Genomic DNA, 18357 nt, shown 5'->3' with positions numbered 1-18357 from the left:
GCGTCAGGCCTTGACTAGACGGTTGAACCGGTCGATATATTCAGCGCGGCGCGGATTGATGCGTGCCCAGTCGACCTGCACGAACGACGTCATGTCATTGGCGTTATGAGCGACAGCGGCGAGCGCCGCGCCAAACGGCACCTTCGTGTTGGTCGGCGCGACGTAGTAGGGCGCGCTCGTCATCTGCTGCTGCACTTCGACGCTCAACGCGGTGTTGATATACGCCGCGGCGAGATCCGCCGCCTGGGTGTTCTTCACGATATTCATCGTGCTGCGCACCATGCCCCAGTTGCTTTCAGGGCGCGCGAGCGCCACCGGCACGCCCTTGGCTTTCAGCGATTCCACATTGTTGAGGTAGTGGCAGGCAATATCCACCTGACCTTGCTGGAACAGCGTGCCGAGTGCGCCCGGATTGGCGGCGACCGCGCCGACGTTCGGCATCAGCCGCTTGATGTAATCGAAGGCCGGGTCCATATGATCCTCGTCGCCGCCCAGCATCTTGGCGAGCGCCACCATCCATACCGTGCCCAAGGTGGAGTCGAGACTCACCAGGCCGACGCGGCCCTTGAATTCCGGCTTGAGCAGATCATTCCAGGATTTGGGCGCGGTCTTCACGCGCTCCGTGTTGTACGCGATGCCATAGACCTGCGCGGACACATAGACGCCCAGGCCCTTCGGGTCGACGAAGCGCGCGGGCAGATCCGCCAGGTTCGGCACCCGGGCTGCCGGAATGGGTTCGAACACGCCCTGCGCGATGCCCTGCAGGTAGGGACCCTCGTCCATCATGACCACGTCGAACGGCGGGTTGTTGCGCGCGGCCACCAGCTTGGTCAGCGTATCGACCGCTTGCGATGCGGTGAGCACGGCGCTCACGCCCGCAGCCTTGCGAAACGCGGGCAACAGGATCTTGCGTTGCGACTCTTCCCACGCACCGGGAAACGTGGTGGCGGCGAGGGATTGGGACGCAGCCATGGCAAGCGGGCTGCCGAGCGACAGGCCGACAGCCCCCGCCGCTCCCATCAGTTGCAGGAGCTTGCGACGTTGGTGATCGATCAGCGACATAGAACCTCTGGATGGATAGTTAAACAGGATGAATCGGCGATAACGAGGCGGGCGGCACGTTGGACCAGGACGATCGTGACCATGCGCTAAACACCTGCGGTATTGGGTTGCGCCGCCTTGAACGTGCGCACTCGCGCACCCGGCTTGAAATCGAGCGCGACGCGCATGCCCGGGCGCAAGTCGGCACCCTCTGCGCGTGGCACGGAAATCTTCACGGTCTGTCCGGCATCGGTCTGCAGATCGACCACCAATGTGGGACCGATAGGCATCGCCAATTGCACTGTAGCCAGCAGCTGACGCGCGCTGCCGCCGGGCTGCGTCAACTGCCACGCCCATTGCTCGGGGCGAACCGCCAGCAGCGCCGCGCCGGCGTCGCGCCACGGGCCGGGCTGGGCAACGGTCAGCACCGTGCCATCGTCGAAGGTCGCCAGGCACTGGTTGCCGTGCACGCGCAAGGTGACCGGCAGCAGATTCGCCGTGCCGACGAAGGTGGCGACGAAGGGGGTTGCGGGCTGATCGTAGATCGCGACCGCCGGGTCGTATTGTTCGAGCCGCCCGCGATTGAGCACCGCGACCCGGTCGGCCATGCTCATGGCCTCCTCCTGATCGTGCGTCACCATCACGGTCGTGATGTTCAGTTCGCGCTGCAGACGGCGGATTTCGATCTGCATATCGAGCCGCAGGTTCTTGTCCAGCGCCGCAAACGGCTCGTCGAGCAGCAGGATGCGCGGCTCGACGGCAAGCGTGCGGGCCAGTGCGACGCGTTGCTGTTGACCGCCCGACAACTCGCGCGGATAGCGTTTCGCAAATGCCTCCATGCGCACCATCTCCAGCATCTGCATGGCCTTCTGAGCAGCATCCCGACGCGCGACGCCGTTGGCTTCGAGACCGTAGGCGACGTTGGCGGCGACCGTCATGTGCGGAAACAGCGCGTAGTTCTGGAAGACGATGCCCACGCCGCGCTGGCGTGGCGCGAGGCCGTCCACGCGTTGCCCGCCGATATGCACTTCGCCCTCGGACTGAACCTGCAGACCGGCAAGGATGCGCAACAGGGTGCTCTTGCCGCAGCCCGATGGGCCGAGCAACGCAACCAGTTCGCCTGCGGCAATTTCAAGCGTGACGTCTTCGATCACCGGCACGGCCGCGAAACGATGCCGGATGCCGCGCATCTGCACGGCGGCACCGGTTTGCAAGGTGCGTGCTTGCGAAGCTGCAAGGTGGGCGCCCGCTGCGGCGTGCTTCGACTGTGAAACGACAGTGTGCGGGGTGCTCATGCGCTGGCCCTTTTCCATAGTTGCGTGGCGGCGTGCTTTCCAGCCGCGATGACGGCATCGGCATCGCAACGGGTGGGGGCGCCGCCGTCCACCACGATCTCCCCGTCCACGATGACCATCTCGACATCGCGCCCAAGTCCCGTGTGCACCAGCGTGCCCAACGGATTGGGGTGCGGAGTCAGATGGGCGCGCTGGAAATCGAATATGGCGAGGTCGGCGAGCCAGCCTGTCTTGAGGCAGCCGAGTTCGTCGCCAAGCCCCATGGCGTGCGCGCCGTTGTGCGTCGCCATGGTGAGCGCATCGGCGGGTTGCCAGTCCGCGGTGACTTCGCCCAACTGGATGCGCGCGATGGCCAGCGCCCAGCGCATGACCTCGGTCATATCCGCGTGCATGTTGTCGGTGCCCAATGCAATGCGCGCGCCGGCGGCGCGCAGACGCGGCGTGGGCGCCATCGTGCCGCCCGTCGCGTTGCCCTTGGGGATGTGCGCCACCGTGATGCCGGCCCGTCCGACGCGTGCGATGTCGTCGTCGTCCAGATACAGACAGTGCGCTGCCACGAGCCTTTGATCGAGCAGCCCGACCTCGTCTAGCAACTGCGCGGGGCTCTTGCCCGAACGCTTCTTCACCACGTTGACTTCGGTGCGGCTTTGCGCAAGGTGAGTCGTCACGCCGAGCTCATGCGTACGTGCCGCCTCGGCGATCAGACGCAGAAAGTCGTCGGAGCAGGTGTCGGGCGCATGAACGGCGAGTTGGACGCCCGTGCGTCCGTTGCGCTTGCGATGCCAGCGCCCGGCCAGCGCCAGTGCTTCGTTGAGCGTGCGCTCGCCGGTCGCGGCATGGTATTCCCAGCGTCCGTCCGCGACGCCGGAGAAATCGACGTCGTGCAGGCGGCCGCATGAATACACCCGCAGGCCGAGGTCGGCCATGGCATCCATGGTCAGATCGGCGTGGACGTAGCTGTCGTTGATCAGCGTCGAGCCGAACAGCATCGCTTCGAGCGCACCAAGACGCGCCAGCGCGATAGCTTCGTCTGGGCGCACGTCATGGCCGTGGGGAATCCCCGGCGTGTAGGCGGGCGCGAAGCCCAGGTCTTCGGCGACGCCGCGCACCATTGTCAGAATGGCGTGGGTATGGACGTTCACGTAGCCGGGCACGATGACGCGTCCGGCAAGCCGGCGCGTGGTCCGCGTGCGTGTGCGCACTGGCAGATCCTGCGCGCGGCTGACAAAGGCGAGCCGATTGCCGCGAATGCCGATGGCCGCGTCGTGCAACAGCGGTTGAGCCGGGTCCATCGTCACGACGGTGGCGTCCAGTAGCAACAGGTCAAGGTCAAGCTCGATAGGTGGGGCAGTCATCAGCCAGTGGTCCGGTTCAGTTCAGGTGTGCAGGTGCTGCAGGAAACGCCGCGTGCGCTCTTCGCGCGGACGGCCGAAGACGTCGGCGGGCGTGCCTTGTTCCACGATGGCGCCGGCGTCCATGAACACCACCCGATGCGCCACGTTGCGCGCGAAGCTCATTTCGTGTGTCACGACCATCATCGTCATACGGGCCGCGGCGAGATCGCGCATCACGTCGAGCACTTCGTTGACGAGTTCCGGGTCGAGCGCCGAGGTCGGCTCGTCGAACAGGATCATCTGCGGCTCCATCGCGAGTGCGCGCGCAATCGCCACGCGTTGCTGCTGGCCGCCCGAGAGTTGCGCTGGCCGCTTGTTGACATGCTGCGCGAGGTGGACTTTTTCCAGGGCAACTTGTGCGCGAGCGCGGGCCGCGTCGCGCGAGAGTCCCAGCACGCGCTGCGGGCCGGCGGCGACGTTATCCAGTGCGCTCAAATGCGCGAACAGGTTGAAGCGCTGAAACACGAAACCGAAGCGGCTGCGCTGCCGCGCCAGTTCGGCTTCGGGCAGCGCGCGGCCTTGCTCCGACAACCCGATACGCTGGCCGCCAAGGCGGATCGTGCCGCCGTCCGGTCTTTCCAGGAAGTTGAGACAGCGCAGGAGCGTGGTCTTGCCCGAACCCGACGGCCCGATCAGCACCACGGTCTCGCCGTGCCCGACGTCCAGTGAGACGGAGGGCAGGATGACCTTGTCGCCGAAGCGCTTGTGCAGCCCTTCTATGGACAGCAGCGTTGCAGCCCCGCCTTCATGCACGCGCGCGGCGGCGTCCTTAGCGGACGCCGCGGACAGGTCAGAGACGGTAACGGTGGAAGACATGCGGGAACCCGAGCTCATGAAGTCAGTATTGCGGAAGTCGCCGTTCGAGGTAGCGCGACAGCCACGCCAGCGCCGAGATCAATGCGTAGTAGTAGAGGGCGATTAGCAGGAAAATCTCGAACGGCGAAAAATACGTTGCGATGATTTCCTGACCGGCGTGCGTGAGTTCATACACGGAGATCGCGGACAGCAGCGCCGAGCCCTTGATTAGCGAGATCAGTTCGTTGGTGAGCGGGGGCAGGATGCGCCGCCACGCTTGCGGAAAGAGCACGTGCAGAACGATCTGGCCGTGACGCATTCCGATCGATTGCGCGGCTTCAGTCTGGCCGCGATCGACCGACTGCATGCTGGCGCGCACGATCTCGCAGATGAAGCCGCCCGCGTTCAGACTGAGCGCGATGACGCCGGCCCAGTACTCGTTGAAGTTGATGCCGATGACGGGCAGCGCAAAATAGACGAGAAAGATCTGCACGAGCAGCGGTGTGCCGCGCACGAAATCTACATACGCCAGTATGGCGATGCGAACCGCCCTGAAGCGGCTGAGCGCACCGAAACCCAGCGCGAAGCCGAGCACGATGCCAATCGCGATGGCCGCGAGGCAAACCTTCAGCGTGGCGAGCAGGCCGACCGCGAGGATCGGCAACGCCATGACGATAATGCTCCAGTCCATGGACGCCGCGCTCTCAGGACAGCACCGGAATCGCATCCGGCAAGTTCATGTCGAAACCAAACCACTTCTGCTGCAGCGTATGCAACGTGCCGTCTGTTCTGAACTTGCGCAGCTGCTGGTCAATGAAGCCGATCAGCGCGGTGTCATCCGTACGTGCTGCGATGCCGGCCCAGTTATCCGCGCCGATGCCCTTGACGATAGCGTATTTGCCCGGCGCATTCTTCAGAACGAGCGAAAGTGTCGGCAATGTGTTGAGCACGCCGTCCACTTTGCCTTCTGCCAGCGCGATATAGGCGGCCGGATGGTCGTCAAAGGTTTTTACTTCCTTGAAACCCGCCCCGCCCGCTGCTTTCAGTTGCGCATCGAGCTTCGGTTCGAGTATCTGACCCGGCGAGCCGAGCTTGAGTCCGAGCACCTTGCCGTTCATGCCGCTGAGGCTGGCGACGCTCTTCAGATCCGCCGCGCGAATCAGCAGTGCCTGCGAGGCCTCGACGTAAGGCACGGAGAAATCCACGTGTTTCTCGCGCTCGGCCGTGTAGCTCAGGCTGCTCATCACCAGATCGAACTTCTTCGTGTAAAGCGACGGAATCACACCCGACCAGACCGTGTCGACGAACTGCGCCTTGACGCCGAGATTGCGGCAAAACGCGTTGGCGAGATCCACGTCGTAGCCGATCATCGCGCCGCTCGCGTCGCGATACGTCAGCGGCGGATAGGTCGCTTCGCAGCCGATGCGCAGCACGCCGGCCTTCTTGATGTCGTCAAGCGTGAGCCCGGCGGCCATCGCAAAGCGGGGCAGACCAATCGACACCATGGCTGCAGCCGCGCCGGCACGATGGAGGAATTGGCGACGCGAAAATCGTTCGGACATCAGGCTCTCCAGAGAAAATAACAGTACGTACGTTATAAAGACAGCGTGTAAGGCGGCGCGGAAGGTGCCGAATGCACTGCACGTTTTGCGCGAGCCCGCAAAGCCATTCCTACTTGCGATAGACGGCGGGAAAGTCAAAGCGCGGTAGCACACGGTGCGCGTCAAGGCGTGGGTTCAACGGCCGATGCGGTTGCGCCTGTTGCGGGCGCAAGGCCGGCAGGAACTCGCCGCGGCCGCGCGTGCCGCCGGGCTGCACGCCGTCCCACACTACGTCGCCACGCGACAGCGTCAGCGCGGGCCACGCTTTCATCTGCCAACCCTCGTACGGCGTGTAGTCGACGTTGTGGTGCAGCGCATCGTTGGTGAGCGTGAAGGCACGATCCGTGTCCCAGATCACCAGATCGGCGTCGCCGCCGATAGCGATTGAACCCTTGCGCGGATAAAGGCCGTAGAGCTTCGCCGCATTGGTTGCGGTCAATGCGACGAAGGCGTGAATGTCGATGCGTCCGTTCATCACGCCTTCGGACATCAGCAAGGCCATGCGCGTCTCGAGACCCGGTATGCCGTTGGGCACCTGGTCGAAGCGCGGGTTTTCGCCGGCCACCTGCTTGCCGTGCGGACCGTCGAAGCGGAACGGCGCATGGTCGGAGGAGAGCACCTGAAACGTACCGTTCACGAGACCGTCCCAGACGGCCTGGCGGTTGCCTTCGTCGCGCGGCGGCGGACTGCAGATACATTGATAGCCGCGAGGGCCATCTTCGAGCATGTCTTCGGTCAGCAGCAGATAGTGCGGACATGTCTCGGCGTAGACGGCGAGGCCTTGTCCTTGCGCCCAGCGAATCTGCTCGATCGCCTCGCGGCCGGAGACGTGCACGATCAGCACGGGCGTGTCGACCAGCTGCACGAGACTGATGGCGCGATGCGTCGCTTCGCGCTCAACCAGCATCGGACGGGACAGCGCATGCCCGATCGGCGCGGTGATGCCTTGCTCCAGCAGCGCTTCGGTGAGCCACGCAATGCAATCGGCGTTTTCGGCGTGAATCATCACCATAGCGCCGTGGACGCGGGCCAATGCGAGCAGTTCGATTATCTGACGGTCGTTCAGCTTGAGCGCGTCATACGTCATGTAGATCTTGAACGACGTATAACCCTCTTCGATCAGTTGCGGCAGCTCCTGTTCGAGCACATGCGGCGTGGGATCGGTGACGATCAGATGGAAGGCGTAGTCGATCACCGCGCGGGCGTCGGCGCGTCGGTGGTACGTATCGATCGCCGCACGCAGCGTTTTTCCCTTCTGCTGGCACGCAAACGGAATCACCGTGGTGGTGCCGCCGCAGGCAGCGGAAACCGTGCCGCTCAGGAAGTCGTCGGCCATCACGCTGTCGTCGCCGGTGTCCTGATCCAGGTGGCAGTGGCTATCCACGCCGCCTGGAGTGACGAGGCGGCCGCCTGCATCGATCTCGTTGGCGCCCTGAGCCAGTCCGCTGCCCAGCGCGACGATGCGCCCGTCGCGCACGCCGATGTCGGCGGTGAAGCGGTCGGCCGCCGTGGCGATATCCGCGTCGCGGATCACGAGGTCGAAGGCCGCCGCGTCGCTCATGCGACCTCCCGGAACAGGCTGCCCCAGCCGGTGACGCGCGACGTATCGATGCCGCTCATCCGCAGTGCTTTCCAGACCACCGTCGAGATGGTGTCGTACACCGGAATGCCGAGTTCGGCTTCGAGCTCTTCAGCGAGCGGCGCGCCGCGCAAATTGGTGCAGAAAATCGTAATCGCGTTGGGTTTGCTCTTTGCGACTTCACGCGCCATCTCACGCAACGTGTCGGCACTGACTTCCGAAAACGAAAAATTGTCCTGCTTGTTTAGATGACGTTCACCGACACATTCAAAGCCCGCGCCGCCATACGTCGAAATGACCTTTGCCTGCACGTCGTCGCGATATGGCGTGACCAGACCGAAGCGACGCACGCCCGTCATGGCGAAAATCTCGTTGAGCGCGAGCACCGAGGTGCAGGCGGCAATGCCGGTGCGTTCTGTGATGCTGCGGCACAGACGCTCGTCTGCCTCAAATCCGAGCCAGCCCGACGATGTCCCGTTCCAGCCGATTACGTCCAGCTTCGCATCGGCGAGCAATCCTGCCGCACCGAGAATTTCCTCGTCGTCGAACTGGGCCAGCGCCTGTTCGGACAGTGCGATCTGGGTCACCCGAAAGCGGCCGAAATGCGCACTGACGTCGGGCAGTCCCGCGAGCATCGCCGAAGTGACCGGCTCGAGAACCGTGTTGGAAGACGGGGTCAACATGCCAATGAGAGTGCGTTGCGTCATGATTTCCATATCAAGGGTAGCTTCTGGCGGACCGCGCCAGAGAAAGATGCTTGCCGGCTTCTTTTGATGCAAGCTTTGTGCCAACATAAATCTGTGCATTTGTACGCAATAAAAACGGGATTGTATGCAATGTTGGACGTACGTTCGATAGCGGAAACGGCTGCTTCCTGAGCACCTTCTCTGGAACGAACGGCAATGGATCATGGCGGAAACTACGATAAAAGCGCATGCCGGAAGATGGTGCGCGTGCGCACCAAAATTGAATCATTGGCACCAAATGAGGGTTGTCGCACGGGCCAAACGGCGCCTGCGAAAGAGGTCTGCAGGTTATCAGACCCGACAAGCGCCAATGAATGTTTGCATACAAAAAATTTGCGGTTTCCTCCGCGTGAACATGGTTTCGATGCGAACGCTCCATCGAATTTTTGTGTACAAAAACGCTCGTGATTGCTCTATCATCGATTCATTTCCCAGTTGCCGAGAAACCCTTTGAGCCGAGCCTCCTCCATGCCTGCCAGTAAAGTTGCCGCGCCCAAGGCGCCGTTTACGAACGAGGAAATCTATGGCCGCATCCAGAAGGCGGTGCTTGAACATCGCCTTGCACCCGGGACAAAATTGATTGAGGAGCGGCTCGCGGAAGTCTCGGGCGTGAGCCGGACCAAGATTCGCGAAGTGCTCAACAAGCTTGCGCATGAGGGGCTGGTCGAGCTGGTGCCGAATCGCGGAGCCTTTATCGCCAGCCCGAGCGTCCAGCAGGCGCGAGACGTATTTGTCACGCGGCGCATGATCGAGCCGGAAATGGCCAGGCTGTTGAGCCGCACCGCGACGTCGGCGCACGTGCGTGCGTTACGCAAGCACGTGCGGCAGGAAGGCGACGCGCGCAAGCAGAATGACCGGCCTGCCATCATCCGGCTTTCAGGCGAGTTTCATGTGCTGATCGCGGAGATGATCGGCAACGAAATCCTCTTGCGGATGATGCGAGAACTCGCGCCTTTGACGTGCCTCGTCATCACGCTTTACGACAAGCCCAACGCCCCGGCGTGCCCGCATCACGAGCATAGTGATCTGATCGATGCAATCGAAGCGCATGACGAAGCAAAGGCTGCGGCGAGCATGCTGGAACACCTGCAGCATATCGAAGCGACACTGAACTTCGACGAGGTGAAAGACGCGTCGCCGGATATTGAAGCGATCTTCTCCTGAGATAGCCCGGCTGCACTCCGTCGCACTCGCCTGGTGCAGTGCATCTGCCGCCGCCGTATTGCGCTGTGCGATAGCCATTTGCAGCGCGGCGCCGCCGCGCGCATCCAGATGGTTCGCGTTTGCGCCGTGCGCCACCAGCACTGGGTTCATATCGCGGCGGAGAAGCGGCGTCACCAAACGGGAGCGCGGCTTCGCCGGCATCGTTGGTGATAGATATTGCAGGGCGTGTCCAACAGCATCTTTTGCAACGTTCGTCTCTCTTTTGAAGAGGGCGACCATCAATACGGTATTGCCGTGCTGATCCGTCGCGCACGCATGCATTCGCGCGAGCCGCGGGCAAGGCCTTGAGCGTGTCCGGATGATTGTCGTACGCGTCGCATTGACTCAGGTTTTTTGTTACCGGGCGAGGGTCGTTGCCTCATGTAATTTGCTACCCGTCAGAATGCAGGCGGGAGCGACTTATGACGAGGCGGCTCAGCATGACAACACGACAGGAATTGACTGAATCAGTCGGTGAGCGGTATCGCCGTTCTGACCGGAACGAGAAGCGGGAGATACTGGACGAATTCGTTGAGTTGACGGGTTATCATCGCAAGCACACGATCCGTGTGCTGTGCCGAGAGGTGCGGCCGCCGAAGGTGAAACCCGGCCCCGAGCGACACTATGACGATGAGGTGCGCGCCGCGTTGATCACTCTCTGGGAGGCCGCTGACCGGATCTGCGGCAAGCGGCTGAAAGCACTCATCCCGACGCTGATCGAATCGCTGACACGGCATGGTCACCTGTCGCTGTCGAAGGGCATACACCAGCGGCTCAGGCAGATCAGCGCTGCCACCATTGACCGCCTGCTACACGACCTGCGCGAGCAGGCTTTCGGTGGCCAACACCGGCGCGCCAGCGGAGTCGGCAGTGCTATTCGCCGCGCCGTGCCGATCCGGACCTTCTCGGACTGGAACAATCCACTGCCCGGTTATTTCGAGATCGATTTCGTTCAGCATTGCGGTGGCGGCAAGGTTGACGGCGACCTGGTGCACACGCTCGTGATGACTGATATCGCGACGGGATGGACGGAATGTCTGGCGATGCCGTTTCGCAGCGGTGCATTCGTTCTTGAGCAAATCGAGCAGGTCAGCTGTCCGTTGCCGTTTCCGCTGCGCGGTCTGGATTGCGACAACGATACCGCCTTCATGAACGAGACCGTGTTCGACTTCTGCAAAGCGACGGGTATCGAGCTTACGCGATCGCGCGCATACAAGAAGAACGACTAGGCGTGGGTCGAGCAGAAGAATGGCGCCATCGTGCGCCGACTGGTCGGCTATGGCAGGCTGCAAGGTCTGGAGGCCACGGAAGCCCTTGCCTCCCTGTACCAGGTGTCGCGGCTCTACATCAACTTCTTCCAGCCGTCGTTCAAGCTGAAATCGAAGACACGTCACGGCGCAAAGGTGACGAAGCATTATGAATCCCCTCTGACGCCGGTCGAGCGCGTCCTGCATTCGGCCTCAGTGCCAGAGGCAACCAAACGCAAACTGCGCGCTCGATTCAGGGCGCTCGACCCGCTGGATCTGTTGCGCCGGATGCGTCAAGCACAGCAGCAGGTTTCGAAATGCAATGAATGCGGCACCGCACCGGCCGAGACGCAGATACCTAACCCGGTTGCTCTCGCAGAATTCCTGGTCAGCCTCGGAACAGCGTGGCAGGACGGCGAGGTGAGACCAACCCACGAGCGAAAAGCTCGCGTCCCGCACACGTGGCGCAGCCGGGAAGGCCGTTCGAGCACACGTGGCCGACGATCCAGCAATGGCTCGAATCCCTGGCATCACAGCAAGGAAACTGCACGAGCGCCTCATCGCACTGGCACCGGCGATGTACTCCAGCGCGCAGCTGCGCACCTTGCAGCGCCGCGTGAAAGCATGGAGATCGAACCGTGCCCGAGAACTAGTGACCCGGATACTCGGCAGCGCCGATGCGATGAAGGCTAACGCCGCTACGCAGCGCCAGTCTTCATCGCAAAACAATCGGAAAGCGACAATCAGGCCGGGGTAACATCTTCCCGTGAGGCAACACGGCGTAAAGAATCAGCGCCGCATAACCTTCAGGCGTCTTTGTTTCGGCCGGGTAGTGCGCGTCGATTAGCAACCGGACGATATCGGTTCGTCCCGCGCGCGCTACGGCAATCCAGCCGTCGGTAGACCGCGATGCAGCCACCGTGCTATCTGCGCCCGAACGCGGCAGTGGGGATAGCCTACGGCCGGGTGTTCGGCTTGGATGCGCTTAGCTTGTCGAAGTCTTGAGCGGAAATGCCGCGTCCTTTGTAGAGGAACGCCGTCAAGTCCCAGATCGTCTGGTCGTCTTGCGTTTTGCCGAACGCGGGCATCGCGGTCATTTTCACGCCGTTTTTGATCACCCAAAACATCATTTGAGGATTGTTGCGGCGTGTTGCGCTTAGCAGTTCCGGCGCAATCGGAAGGATGCCCTGGCCAATTGGGTTCAGCGTTTGCTCCGGTGCGCCGTGACACGCCGCGCAGGTGCCCCGATAAAAACGGGCGCCGGCTTCGACGTTGGCGACGGTCATCAGGTCGGTCGGCACATGGATACTGGCCGCATGACGGTGCAGCGACTGCATGTAGGTCTTATGCAGCGCCCAGGCGACAAATGAGTTGTCCGGATGCGGCCGACACATTGTACAGGCCCGAATACATCACGCCGAATCCGGCGGTTGTGTCGCGATAAGGATAGCCGGGCGAAAAAACGAATAGGCGATCAGGACTGCTTATGCCATCAGAGAATAGAACTGCTCGGCTGCGGTGCGCGGGATTCCAGCATCTTTCATCTGTCGCTTCCTGATCATGTGCATGATTTCGATGCCCGACAGGATGATGCGTGCGCAACGGAAATCCTTAACCCATCATTGGTTTGACGAGGCGTTTGATGGCACGGTGGTCCTGCTCGACGATGTTATTCAGGTGCTTCGTCTGGCGAACCTTGATGGGTGTCTCGAGTCCGGCGTTGATCGCCTCGAGCGCAGCCAGATTAGCGCTGCTTCCGTCGATCGTCACCGTCTGCGGCAATCCATGCTGGTTGATCGATTTCTCGAAATAGCGTTGCGCTGCAATCTTGTCCCGTCTGGCACGCAGCAGAAAATCAACCGTGTTGCCTTCCTTGTCCACGGCCCGGTAGAGATACCGCCATTCACCCCTGATTTTCACGTAGGTTTCGTCCATCCTCCAGCTCCTGCCGACCGGGCGCTTGTGGCGACGAAACGCCTTCTCGAGCACCGGCAATATCTTGATGGCCCAGCGGTGTACCGTTGAATGGTCGACCTCGATTCCGCGTTCGGCCATCATCTCCTCCAGATGACGCAGACTCAGTGGACACGCGACGTACCAGCGCACACACGTCAGAATCACCTCCAGTGGATAATGCAGGCGCTTCAGCACCTTGGCCAACCCCGGGTTCGGCATCTTCATCGATTCACTCACCAGCGACTTTGTATCAGCCGGATTCTACCGCCCGTCCCTTACTGCGACACGACCCGATCGCCTCGCTCACGAATTCGCACTGAAGGACGATCTGGATGGCGCGTGGATAGTGCGGCCGCTGGAGCTGGTGCGCGAAGGCGGCCGGACCCTGCTGGTGCTTGAGGATCCGGGCGGTGAGCCGCTTGAGCGGCTTCTCGGCGCGGCCATGGAGATGGGGAGTTTTTTGCGCGTGGGCCGTCGGCATCGCTGCGGCGCTGGGCAAGCTTCACCAGCGCGGCCTCGTCCACAAGGACCTCAAGCCCTCTCATATCTTCGTGAACTGCGCAGATGGACAGGTGCGGCTCACCGGCTTCGGCATCGCCTCGCGTCTGCCGCGCGAGCGGCAGACGCCCGAGCCGCCTGAGACCATCGCCGGCACGCTCGGCTACATGGCGCCCGAGCAGATCGGCCGGATGAACCGCTCGATCGACGCCCGCAGCGACGGAAATTTTCAAGCTAGATGTCGCCTCAACGATTAGATTCAGGCGGCTTTTTTGCTCCTGTTGGTGGGGGCGTCTGATGAGTTCAGGGTCGTCAGTCTGATCGGGATTCAGATGAACCGTGTGTACGCGCTTCCAGTTTCGCGTGGCGCCTTTCCATCGAAATCCTTGCTGGAAGGGCTCTGCGGGCGATGACCGCCAGAAATTTCACGAACGGCACGAATACCCCATGCAGAAGCGCCTCAAGTTCTCGGGACTTCGCTTTGCCCCGCAGATGACCGCGCGCGACAATTCGGTGCCGACAGAACCAGCGAGCGGTCCGCCTCCGGATAGCGATTCACAAAGGCGGCGGCAATCACGCGAACTGCCGACAATGGTAGCGGTGCCGATGTCCAGTGCCGACATGAGGTCCGTGAGCGCGTCGGCATAGTCCTCAATCCCCGGTGTCGCAACCCGCAATGGTGCGCTCTGACCGTAACCCGGGGCGACCCACGCCACGACCCGAAAGCTGTCCTGGAGACCGGCCAGCTGGGCGCGATACCCCGCGGAACTCGAACCGATACCGTGAAGTAGAACTGCGGCGCGTCTCCCAGACACGGCGCCCCGATATCGACCGTTCTTGTTTCGGAGCAGGGGCTCGGCATCCGTATTGTCCAGTTCTATGTTGCCGCTGCGATATCGGTCGATTCGCTTTGAGCCTAGCGGTAGCGATGGCGACTGCGAGTACCGCTGCGATCGTCAGCAAGTCGGCCGATAGCGCCGCGGCAACCGCTTGCGTGCGTGTATGGAAGGCGGACGCCGCGACCTGCAGCGCGGTGTCGGCAACGATCGAAATGAGCGTTCCCCAGATAAAACAGGTCAGCCCCTGGCGACCGACCGTGACCACTGGCGGTAGCGCCGCGGCCAGCCGGTCGATCCAACCGAGCCGGCTCAACTGGGCGACCAGCCAGGCGATCGAGACGAAGCTGACAACTCTCAGGGAACTCAGGTGCTGTTTCAAATAGCCGGGTTCCGGCTGGTTGTCAATCAGCAACCTGTAAGTGGCAAAAGCCAGCGCGACGACAAGCGCGATCCAGGTCAGCCGCAGTCCGGCGCGCGAAGCCTGGAACACGGCGGACACCGGATGCAGCCGGCATAGCATGCCAAGCATAAACATCAACTGCCACGCGAACGGATCGAATGCCCAGCCGATAGGGTCGGCGCTCGGCAGCAGATGCGCAAGCGAAGGTGCGCACAGCCACAACGCCAGGCTCGCCAGCAGCGCGGTGGCAGGCTGGCGGCGAACGACCGGCGCGACCAGCGGCACACACAGCGCGAACCCGATATACATCGGCAGCACCGCAGCCAGATCAGGCTGGCGCCGTAGCGTGGCGATATCGAGTAGCGTTTGGAGCGGCCGGACCAAAAACAGTGGCGCATCGGTGTAGGTCAGTACGGCGGTGTGAATGTGCAACGCGATCATTGCCAAGCCGCAAAGCAGCATCAGAGCGGCCGTCAGGAGATAGCCACGATAGATTTCCCCACTGCGTTTTAGAAAGCGGCGATGCGCCTGCGCTGCGTCACCCCTCGCTGTCATCGCGCAATACGCGGCGGCGCTCGCATAGCCGCCGAGAAAGACGAAGACTTCGGCCGCGTCGCAAAATGCATAGGTATGCAGTGTCAGATGCGAGAGAGCGCTGTGCGAGACGTGGTCGAGTGTAATCACGATCAACGCCAGGCCGCGCAGGAAATCGACGCTCGTTGAACGAGTGGAATCTCGACTCATGGTGGTTTTGTCGCAGTAAGGAATGCGGGTGAACGAGATCGATATGCACAGTACTGCTTATATTGCGAGGTCGTAAAATGGGTCGGCGGTGGACAGATGGGCTCCGCGAGCAAACTTCATCTGTCCCTTGGCGATCATGTGCATTACTTCGATGCCGCCCAGCAGGATCCGGGCGCAGCGGAATGTCTTGAATCCCAGCATGGATCGCGTGCGTCGCCTGATCGCCCGACGGTCCTGTTCGACGAGGTTGTCGAGGTATTTTGACTGGCAGATCTTGATGGACGTTTCACACGCGGCATTGATGGCTTCAAGCCCGGCGAGATTGGCGCCGCTCCTGTCGATGGTCACCGTCTCCGGAACGCCATTTTGAGCGATCGATTTCTCAAAGTAACGCTGGACTGCGGCCTTGTCCGGATGGACTCGCAATAGAAAACCGACGGTGTTACGGGCCTTGTCGACGGCGCGGTACAGACATTTCCATTGGCCCTTGACCTTGATGTAGGTTTCATCGACACGTCAGCTCTTGCCGACGGGACGCTGCGATGGCGAAACGACTTCTCCAGCACCGGCAACAGTTTTATCGCCCAGCGGTGCGCGGTCGAATGATCCACCGAGATTCCACGCTCAGCCATCATTTCAGGATTACATCCAACCGATAGTGAAGGCGTTTGAGCACCTTGCTCACGGCGACGTTTGGCGTCTTCATCGTCGGTTACATCGTTCGTTTCAAGGACGCTCACCATCGCAGATCGTCTTACTGCGACAGAGCACAACCCTGTGCGTCGAGATACGGTCCCAGTAACGACAGGTCAGGCGCCCCAAGGCGATCATGGGCCGTCTGTAGCTGATGCCAGTATGGATAGAGCAGGGGCGGCGCGCTCACCGTGTCGAGCCGCTCGCGCTGCTGGGCGGTCAACGTAAGATTCGCGGCGCCGAGGTTGTCGAGCAGTTGTGCTTCGTTACGTCCGCCGATAATGACCGAGGTGACGGCGGGGCGTCCGAGCGTCCACGCAAGCGCGACCTGCGCGGCCGAGACATTGTGCTCGCCGGCAATCTCGACCAGTGTGTCGACAATCGACCACAGGCGCTCCGCGTCGCGGATCGGCGGCTCGGTCCAGCCGGCGAGCTGGCGCGTTCCCTCGGGCGACGTGTCGCGGCGGTGCTTGCCGGACAGCAGGCCACCTGCGAGCGGGCTCCAGACAAGAATGCCGAGCCCTTGATCGAGCGCGATCGGCGCGAGTTCGTATTCCGCTTCGCGTGCTTCGAGCGTGTAGTGAATCTGTTGGCTCACAAAACGCGGCAGACGATCGCGTTCGCTCACGTGCAACGCCTTCATCAAATGCCAGCCGGAGTAGTTCGAGCAACCGACATACCGGATCTTGCCGTGCCGAACCAGCAGATCGAGCGCTTCAAGCGTTTCTTCCAGCGGCGTGAGTCCGTCCCATTCGTGCACCTGATAGAGGTCGATCACGTCGGTCTTGAGGCGCCGCAGGCTCGCTTCGCAGGCCTTTATCAGATGATGCCGCGACAGACCCCGATCGTTCGGACCGTCGCCCATCGGGAAGCGGGCCTTCGTGGCGATCAGCACGCCGCCTTTGCGTTTGCCGCCGAGCGCTTCGCCGACGATTTCCTCCGACGCGCCATTGGAATAGACATCTGCCGTATCGATCAGGTTGACGCCCGCGTCGATGCACATGTCGATCTGCCGGCGCGCATCGTCGAGGCCAACCTCGCCGACGCTCGCGAATTTGCCCTTGCCGCCCATCGTCATCGTGCCTAGCGTGATGGTGGACACCTTCAGGCCCGAACGGCCCAGTTGACGGTATTCCATGATGAAGCAATCTCCATAAATGTTGCCCGGTATCCACGGCCGCGGTGCGGTCGTTAAGTCCCACTGCGCGAGCACTTCGTGCCCGGTGGTCCTCTGACGCTCCGGGGCATTTGACAATATCGAAGATCGACTTAACATTCCAATAGAAAGATATGATCCAATTGTGCGGTTTTCGTGATTAATCGTCTGTGGTGAGAAGGGTGCTAACGTGGACTTGAAGCAGCTGGAACATTTCGTAGCGGTCGCCGAAGAGCGGCATTTCACGCGCGCGGCGCGGCGACTTCACCTCGTTCAGTCCGGCTTGTCCGCATCGATCCGCTTACTCGAGGACGAACTGGGCGGACCATTGTTCATCCGCAGCACGCGGCGAGTCGACTTCACCCCTGCGGGCGAAGTGCTATTCGCGCAAGCGCAGCGGGTGCTCGCGGCCGCGCGCGACGCGCGCCACGCCGTGACGCAAGTTCACGGGCTCGCACGCGGCCGGCTCAGCATTGGCGCCATTCACGGTCTCGCGCCTTATGTCGATCTGCCTGCTACCTTGGGGCGGTTTCGGGCCGCGTTCGGCGGGATCGATATCCACCTGACGCTCGATGGCTCGCGCGCGTTGATCGACGAGGTGCGGGAAGGACGTCTTGACCTCGCTTTTACCCAGCCCTCGGATTCGCCACCGGACGGTCTCGGATCGCAAATGTTCGCGTGTGAGGGAATGGTCGTCGTCTGCGCGACGCATCATCGACTGGCGGGGGCTAATGGGCTAAAGCTCGCGGATCTTTGCGAAGAAACGTTCGCCGATCTGCGCCCAGAATGGAGCGTGCGACGGCTCGTCGATCGAAGCTTTGCCGCCGCGGGGCTGCAGCGCCAAATCAGCTTCGAGGTCAACGACATGCCGATGTTGCTTGAATTGGCGGCGCAGGGGCTTGCGATAACGATAGTGCCGGAATCTGTCGCCTCCGCCAGGGTGCGCGACACGCGTGGCGCGCCGGTCGCCACGGCGACTCTGCGCGAAGCCGAGGAGCCTTGCTGGGAACTCGCGGCTGTTTTCAAGGGCAGCGCCGCAGAACCGCTCGTGCCCGTCGCCCGTGCTTTTCTGGACTTGCTCAAATTACCCGCAGTGGCGACCTGACACTCCACTGTATCAGTGCAATTATTGGGAACGTTCGCAAGCTCGTTTCAGTGGAATCGGTTGCC

The 18357-nt window shown here is 62.0% G+C and carries 17 protein-coding genes and 3 pseudogenes; 6 read left to right on the top strand and 14 right to left on the bottom strand.

The genetic code is table 11. The annotated features are described in order from the left end of the window. Positions 1–3: 3 nt before the first annotated feature. The 8 genes from OKW29_RS08135 to OKW29_RS08100 form a co-directional block, all read right to left on the bottom strand. Complete coding sequence (locus tag OKW29_RS08135; RefSeq protein ID WP_429290620.1) at positions 4–1062, bottom strand: ABC transporter substrate-binding protein; 1059 nt, start codon at positions 1060–1062, stop codon at positions 4–6. A gap of 86 nt (positions 1063–1148) precedes the next feature. Next, entirely contained in the window at positions 1149–2336 is a 1188-nt protein-coding gene (locus tag OKW29_RS08130; protein ID WP_429290619.1) for an ABC transporter ATP-binding protein, read from the bottom strand. Beyond that, positions 2333–3607, bottom strand: coding sequence for an amidohydrolase family protein (locus tag OKW29_RS08125; protein ID WP_429290618.1), 1275 nt, complete (start codon positions 3605–3607; stop codon positions 2333–2335). Before OKW29_RS08125 ends, OKW29_RS08130 begins: the two co-directional genes overlap by 4 nt. A 105-nt stretch (positions 3608–3712) precedes the next feature. Then, entirely contained in the window at positions 3713–4546 is an 834-nt protein-coding gene (locus OKW29_RS08120) for an amino acid ABC transporter ATP-binding protein (protein ID WP_429290617.1), read from the bottom strand. A 22-nt stretch (positions 4547–4568) separates the two neighbouring features. Next, positions 4569–5216 carry an amino acid ABC transporter permease gene (locus OKW29_RS08115; protein ID WP_121325195.1) on the bottom strand — a complete coding sequence of 216 codons (648 nt, stop codon included), beginning with the start codon at positions 5214–5216 and terminating at the stop codon, positions 4569–4571. A 13-nt stretch (positions 5217–5229) separates the two neighbouring features. After that, the gene (locus tag OKW29_RS08110; RefSeq protein WP_429290616.1) at positions 5230–6087 is read right to left on the bottom strand and encodes a transporter substrate-binding domain-containing protein; all 858 of its coding nucleotides are present in this window, start codon (positions 6085–6087) and stop codon (positions 5230–5232) included. 109 nt (positions 6088–6196) lie between these two features. Further along, positions 6197–7687 (bottom strand): dihydropyrimidinase, encoded by a 1491-nt coding sequence (gene hydA / locus OKW29_RS08105; RefSeq protein WP_429290615.1) that lies wholly within the window; start codon positions 7685–7687, stop codon positions 6197–6199. Beyond that, on the bottom strand, positions 7684–8412 hold the full coding sequence (locus OKW29_RS08100; protein ID WP_429290763.1) for a maleate cis-trans isomerase family protein: 729 nt from the start codon (positions 8410–8412) through the stop codon (positions 7684–7686). The genes hydA and OKW29_RS08100 overlap by 4 nt, the downstream gene beginning before the upstream one ends. A gap of 507 nt (positions 8413–8919) precedes the next feature. Between OKW29_RS08100 and OKW29_RS08095 the strand changes: the two genes are divergently transcribed. The 3 genes from OKW29_RS08095 to OKW29_RS08085 all read left to right on the top strand — a co-directional run bounded on the left by OKW29_RS08095 (position 8920) and on the right by OKW29_RS08085 (position 11594). After that, positions 8920–9615 carry a GntR family transcriptional regulator gene (locus OKW29_RS08095; RefSeq protein WP_429290614.1) on the top strand — a complete coding sequence of 232 codons (696 nt, stop codon included), beginning with the start codon at positions 8920–8922 and terminating at the stop codon, positions 9613–9615. Positions 9616–10094: 479 nt separating this feature from the next. Next, positions 10095–10883, top strand: a complete 789-nt coding sequence (locus OKW29_RS08090; protein ID WP_429290613.1) for an integrase catalytic domain-containing protein — start codon at positions 10095–10097, stop codon at positions 10881–10883. Between the two features lie 30 nt (positions 10884–10913). Continuing rightward, complete coding sequence (locus OKW29_RS08085) at positions 10914–11594, top strand: hypothetical protein (protein WP_429290612.1); 681 nt, start codon at positions 10914–10916, stop codon at positions 11592–11594. 263 nt (positions 11595–11857) lie between these two features. Here the strand turns inward: OKW29_RS08085 and OKW29_RS08080 are convergent, their stop codons facing one another. Continuing rightward, the gene (locus tag OKW29_RS08080; protein WP_429290611.1) at positions 11858–12238 is read right to left on the bottom strand and encodes a c-type cytochrome; all 381 of its coding nucleotides are present in this window, start codon (positions 12236–12238) and stop codon (positions 11858–11860) included. A 147-nt stretch (positions 12239–12385) separates the two neighbouring features. Then, a protein-coding gene (locus OKW29_RS08075) for an IS6 family transposase (RefSeq protein WP_429290610.1) occupies positions 12386–13082 on the bottom strand; the annotation gives its coding sequence in 2 pieces (ribosomal slippage) (positions 12386–12515 and positions 12514–13082; 699 coding nt in all). A 67-nt stretch (positions 13083–13149) separates the two neighbouring features. Here OKW29_RS08075 and OKW29_RS08070 point away from each other — a divergent pair. Then, positions 13150–13576 (top strand): annotated as a pseudogene (locus OKW29_RS08070) (serine/threonine protein kinase); the annotation flags it as partial. Positions 13577–13780: 204 nt separating this feature from the next. Here the strand turns inward: OKW29_RS08070 and OKW29_RS08065 are convergent. The 4 genes and pseudogenes from OKW29_RS08065 to OKW29_RS08050 all read right to left on the bottom strand — a co-directional run bounded on the left by OKW29_RS08065 (position 13781) and on the right by OKW29_RS08050 (position 17169). Further along, on the bottom strand, positions 13781–14101 hold the full coding sequence (locus tag OKW29_RS08065; protein WP_429290762.1) for an alpha/beta fold hydrolase: 321 nt from the start codon (positions 14099–14101) through the stop codon (positions 13781–13783). After that, positions 14007–15338, bottom strand: a complete 1332-nt coding sequence (locus OKW29_RS08060; protein WP_429290609.1) for an OpgC domain-containing protein — start codon at positions 15336–15338, stop codon at positions 14007–14009. The genes OKW29_RS08065 and OKW29_RS08060 overlap by 95 nt, the downstream gene beginning before the upstream one ends. 57 nt (positions 15339–15395) lie before the next feature. Continuing rightward, positions 15396–16044 (bottom strand): annotated as a pseudogene (locus OKW29_RS08055) (IS6 family transposase). A 48-nt stretch (positions 16045–16092) separates the two neighbouring features. After that, the gene (locus tag OKW29_RS08050; protein WP_429290608.1) at positions 16093–17169 is read right to left on the bottom strand and encodes an aldo/keto reductase; all 1077 of its coding nucleotides are present in this window, start codon (positions 17167–17169) and stop codon (positions 16093–16095) included. 208 nt (positions 17170–17377) lie between these two features. Between OKW29_RS08050 and OKW29_RS08045 the strand changes: the two are divergent. Together OKW29_RS08045 and OKW29_RS08040 are read left to right on the top strand one after the other, a co-directional pair. Continuing rightward, positions 17378–17551: pseudogene (locus OKW29_RS08045) on the top strand (LysR family transcriptional regulator); the annotation flags it as partial. A 36-nt stretch (positions 17552–17587) separates the two neighbouring features. Continuing rightward, positions 17588–18292, top strand: a complete 705-nt coding sequence (locus OKW29_RS08040; protein ID WP_429290761.1) for a LysR substrate-binding domain-containing protein — start codon at positions 17588–17590, stop codon at positions 18290–18292. Positions 18293–18357 lie beyond the last annotated feature (65 nt).

The sequence above is a fragment of the Paraburkholderia sp. CI3 genome (assembly GCF_050436505.1).
Taxonomy (GTDB): Bacteria; Pseudomonadota; Gammaproteobacteria; order Burkholderiales; family Burkholderiaceae; genus Paraburkholderia; species Paraburkholderia tuberum.
This window is presented reverse-complemented; position numbering and strand designations above follow the sequence as displayed.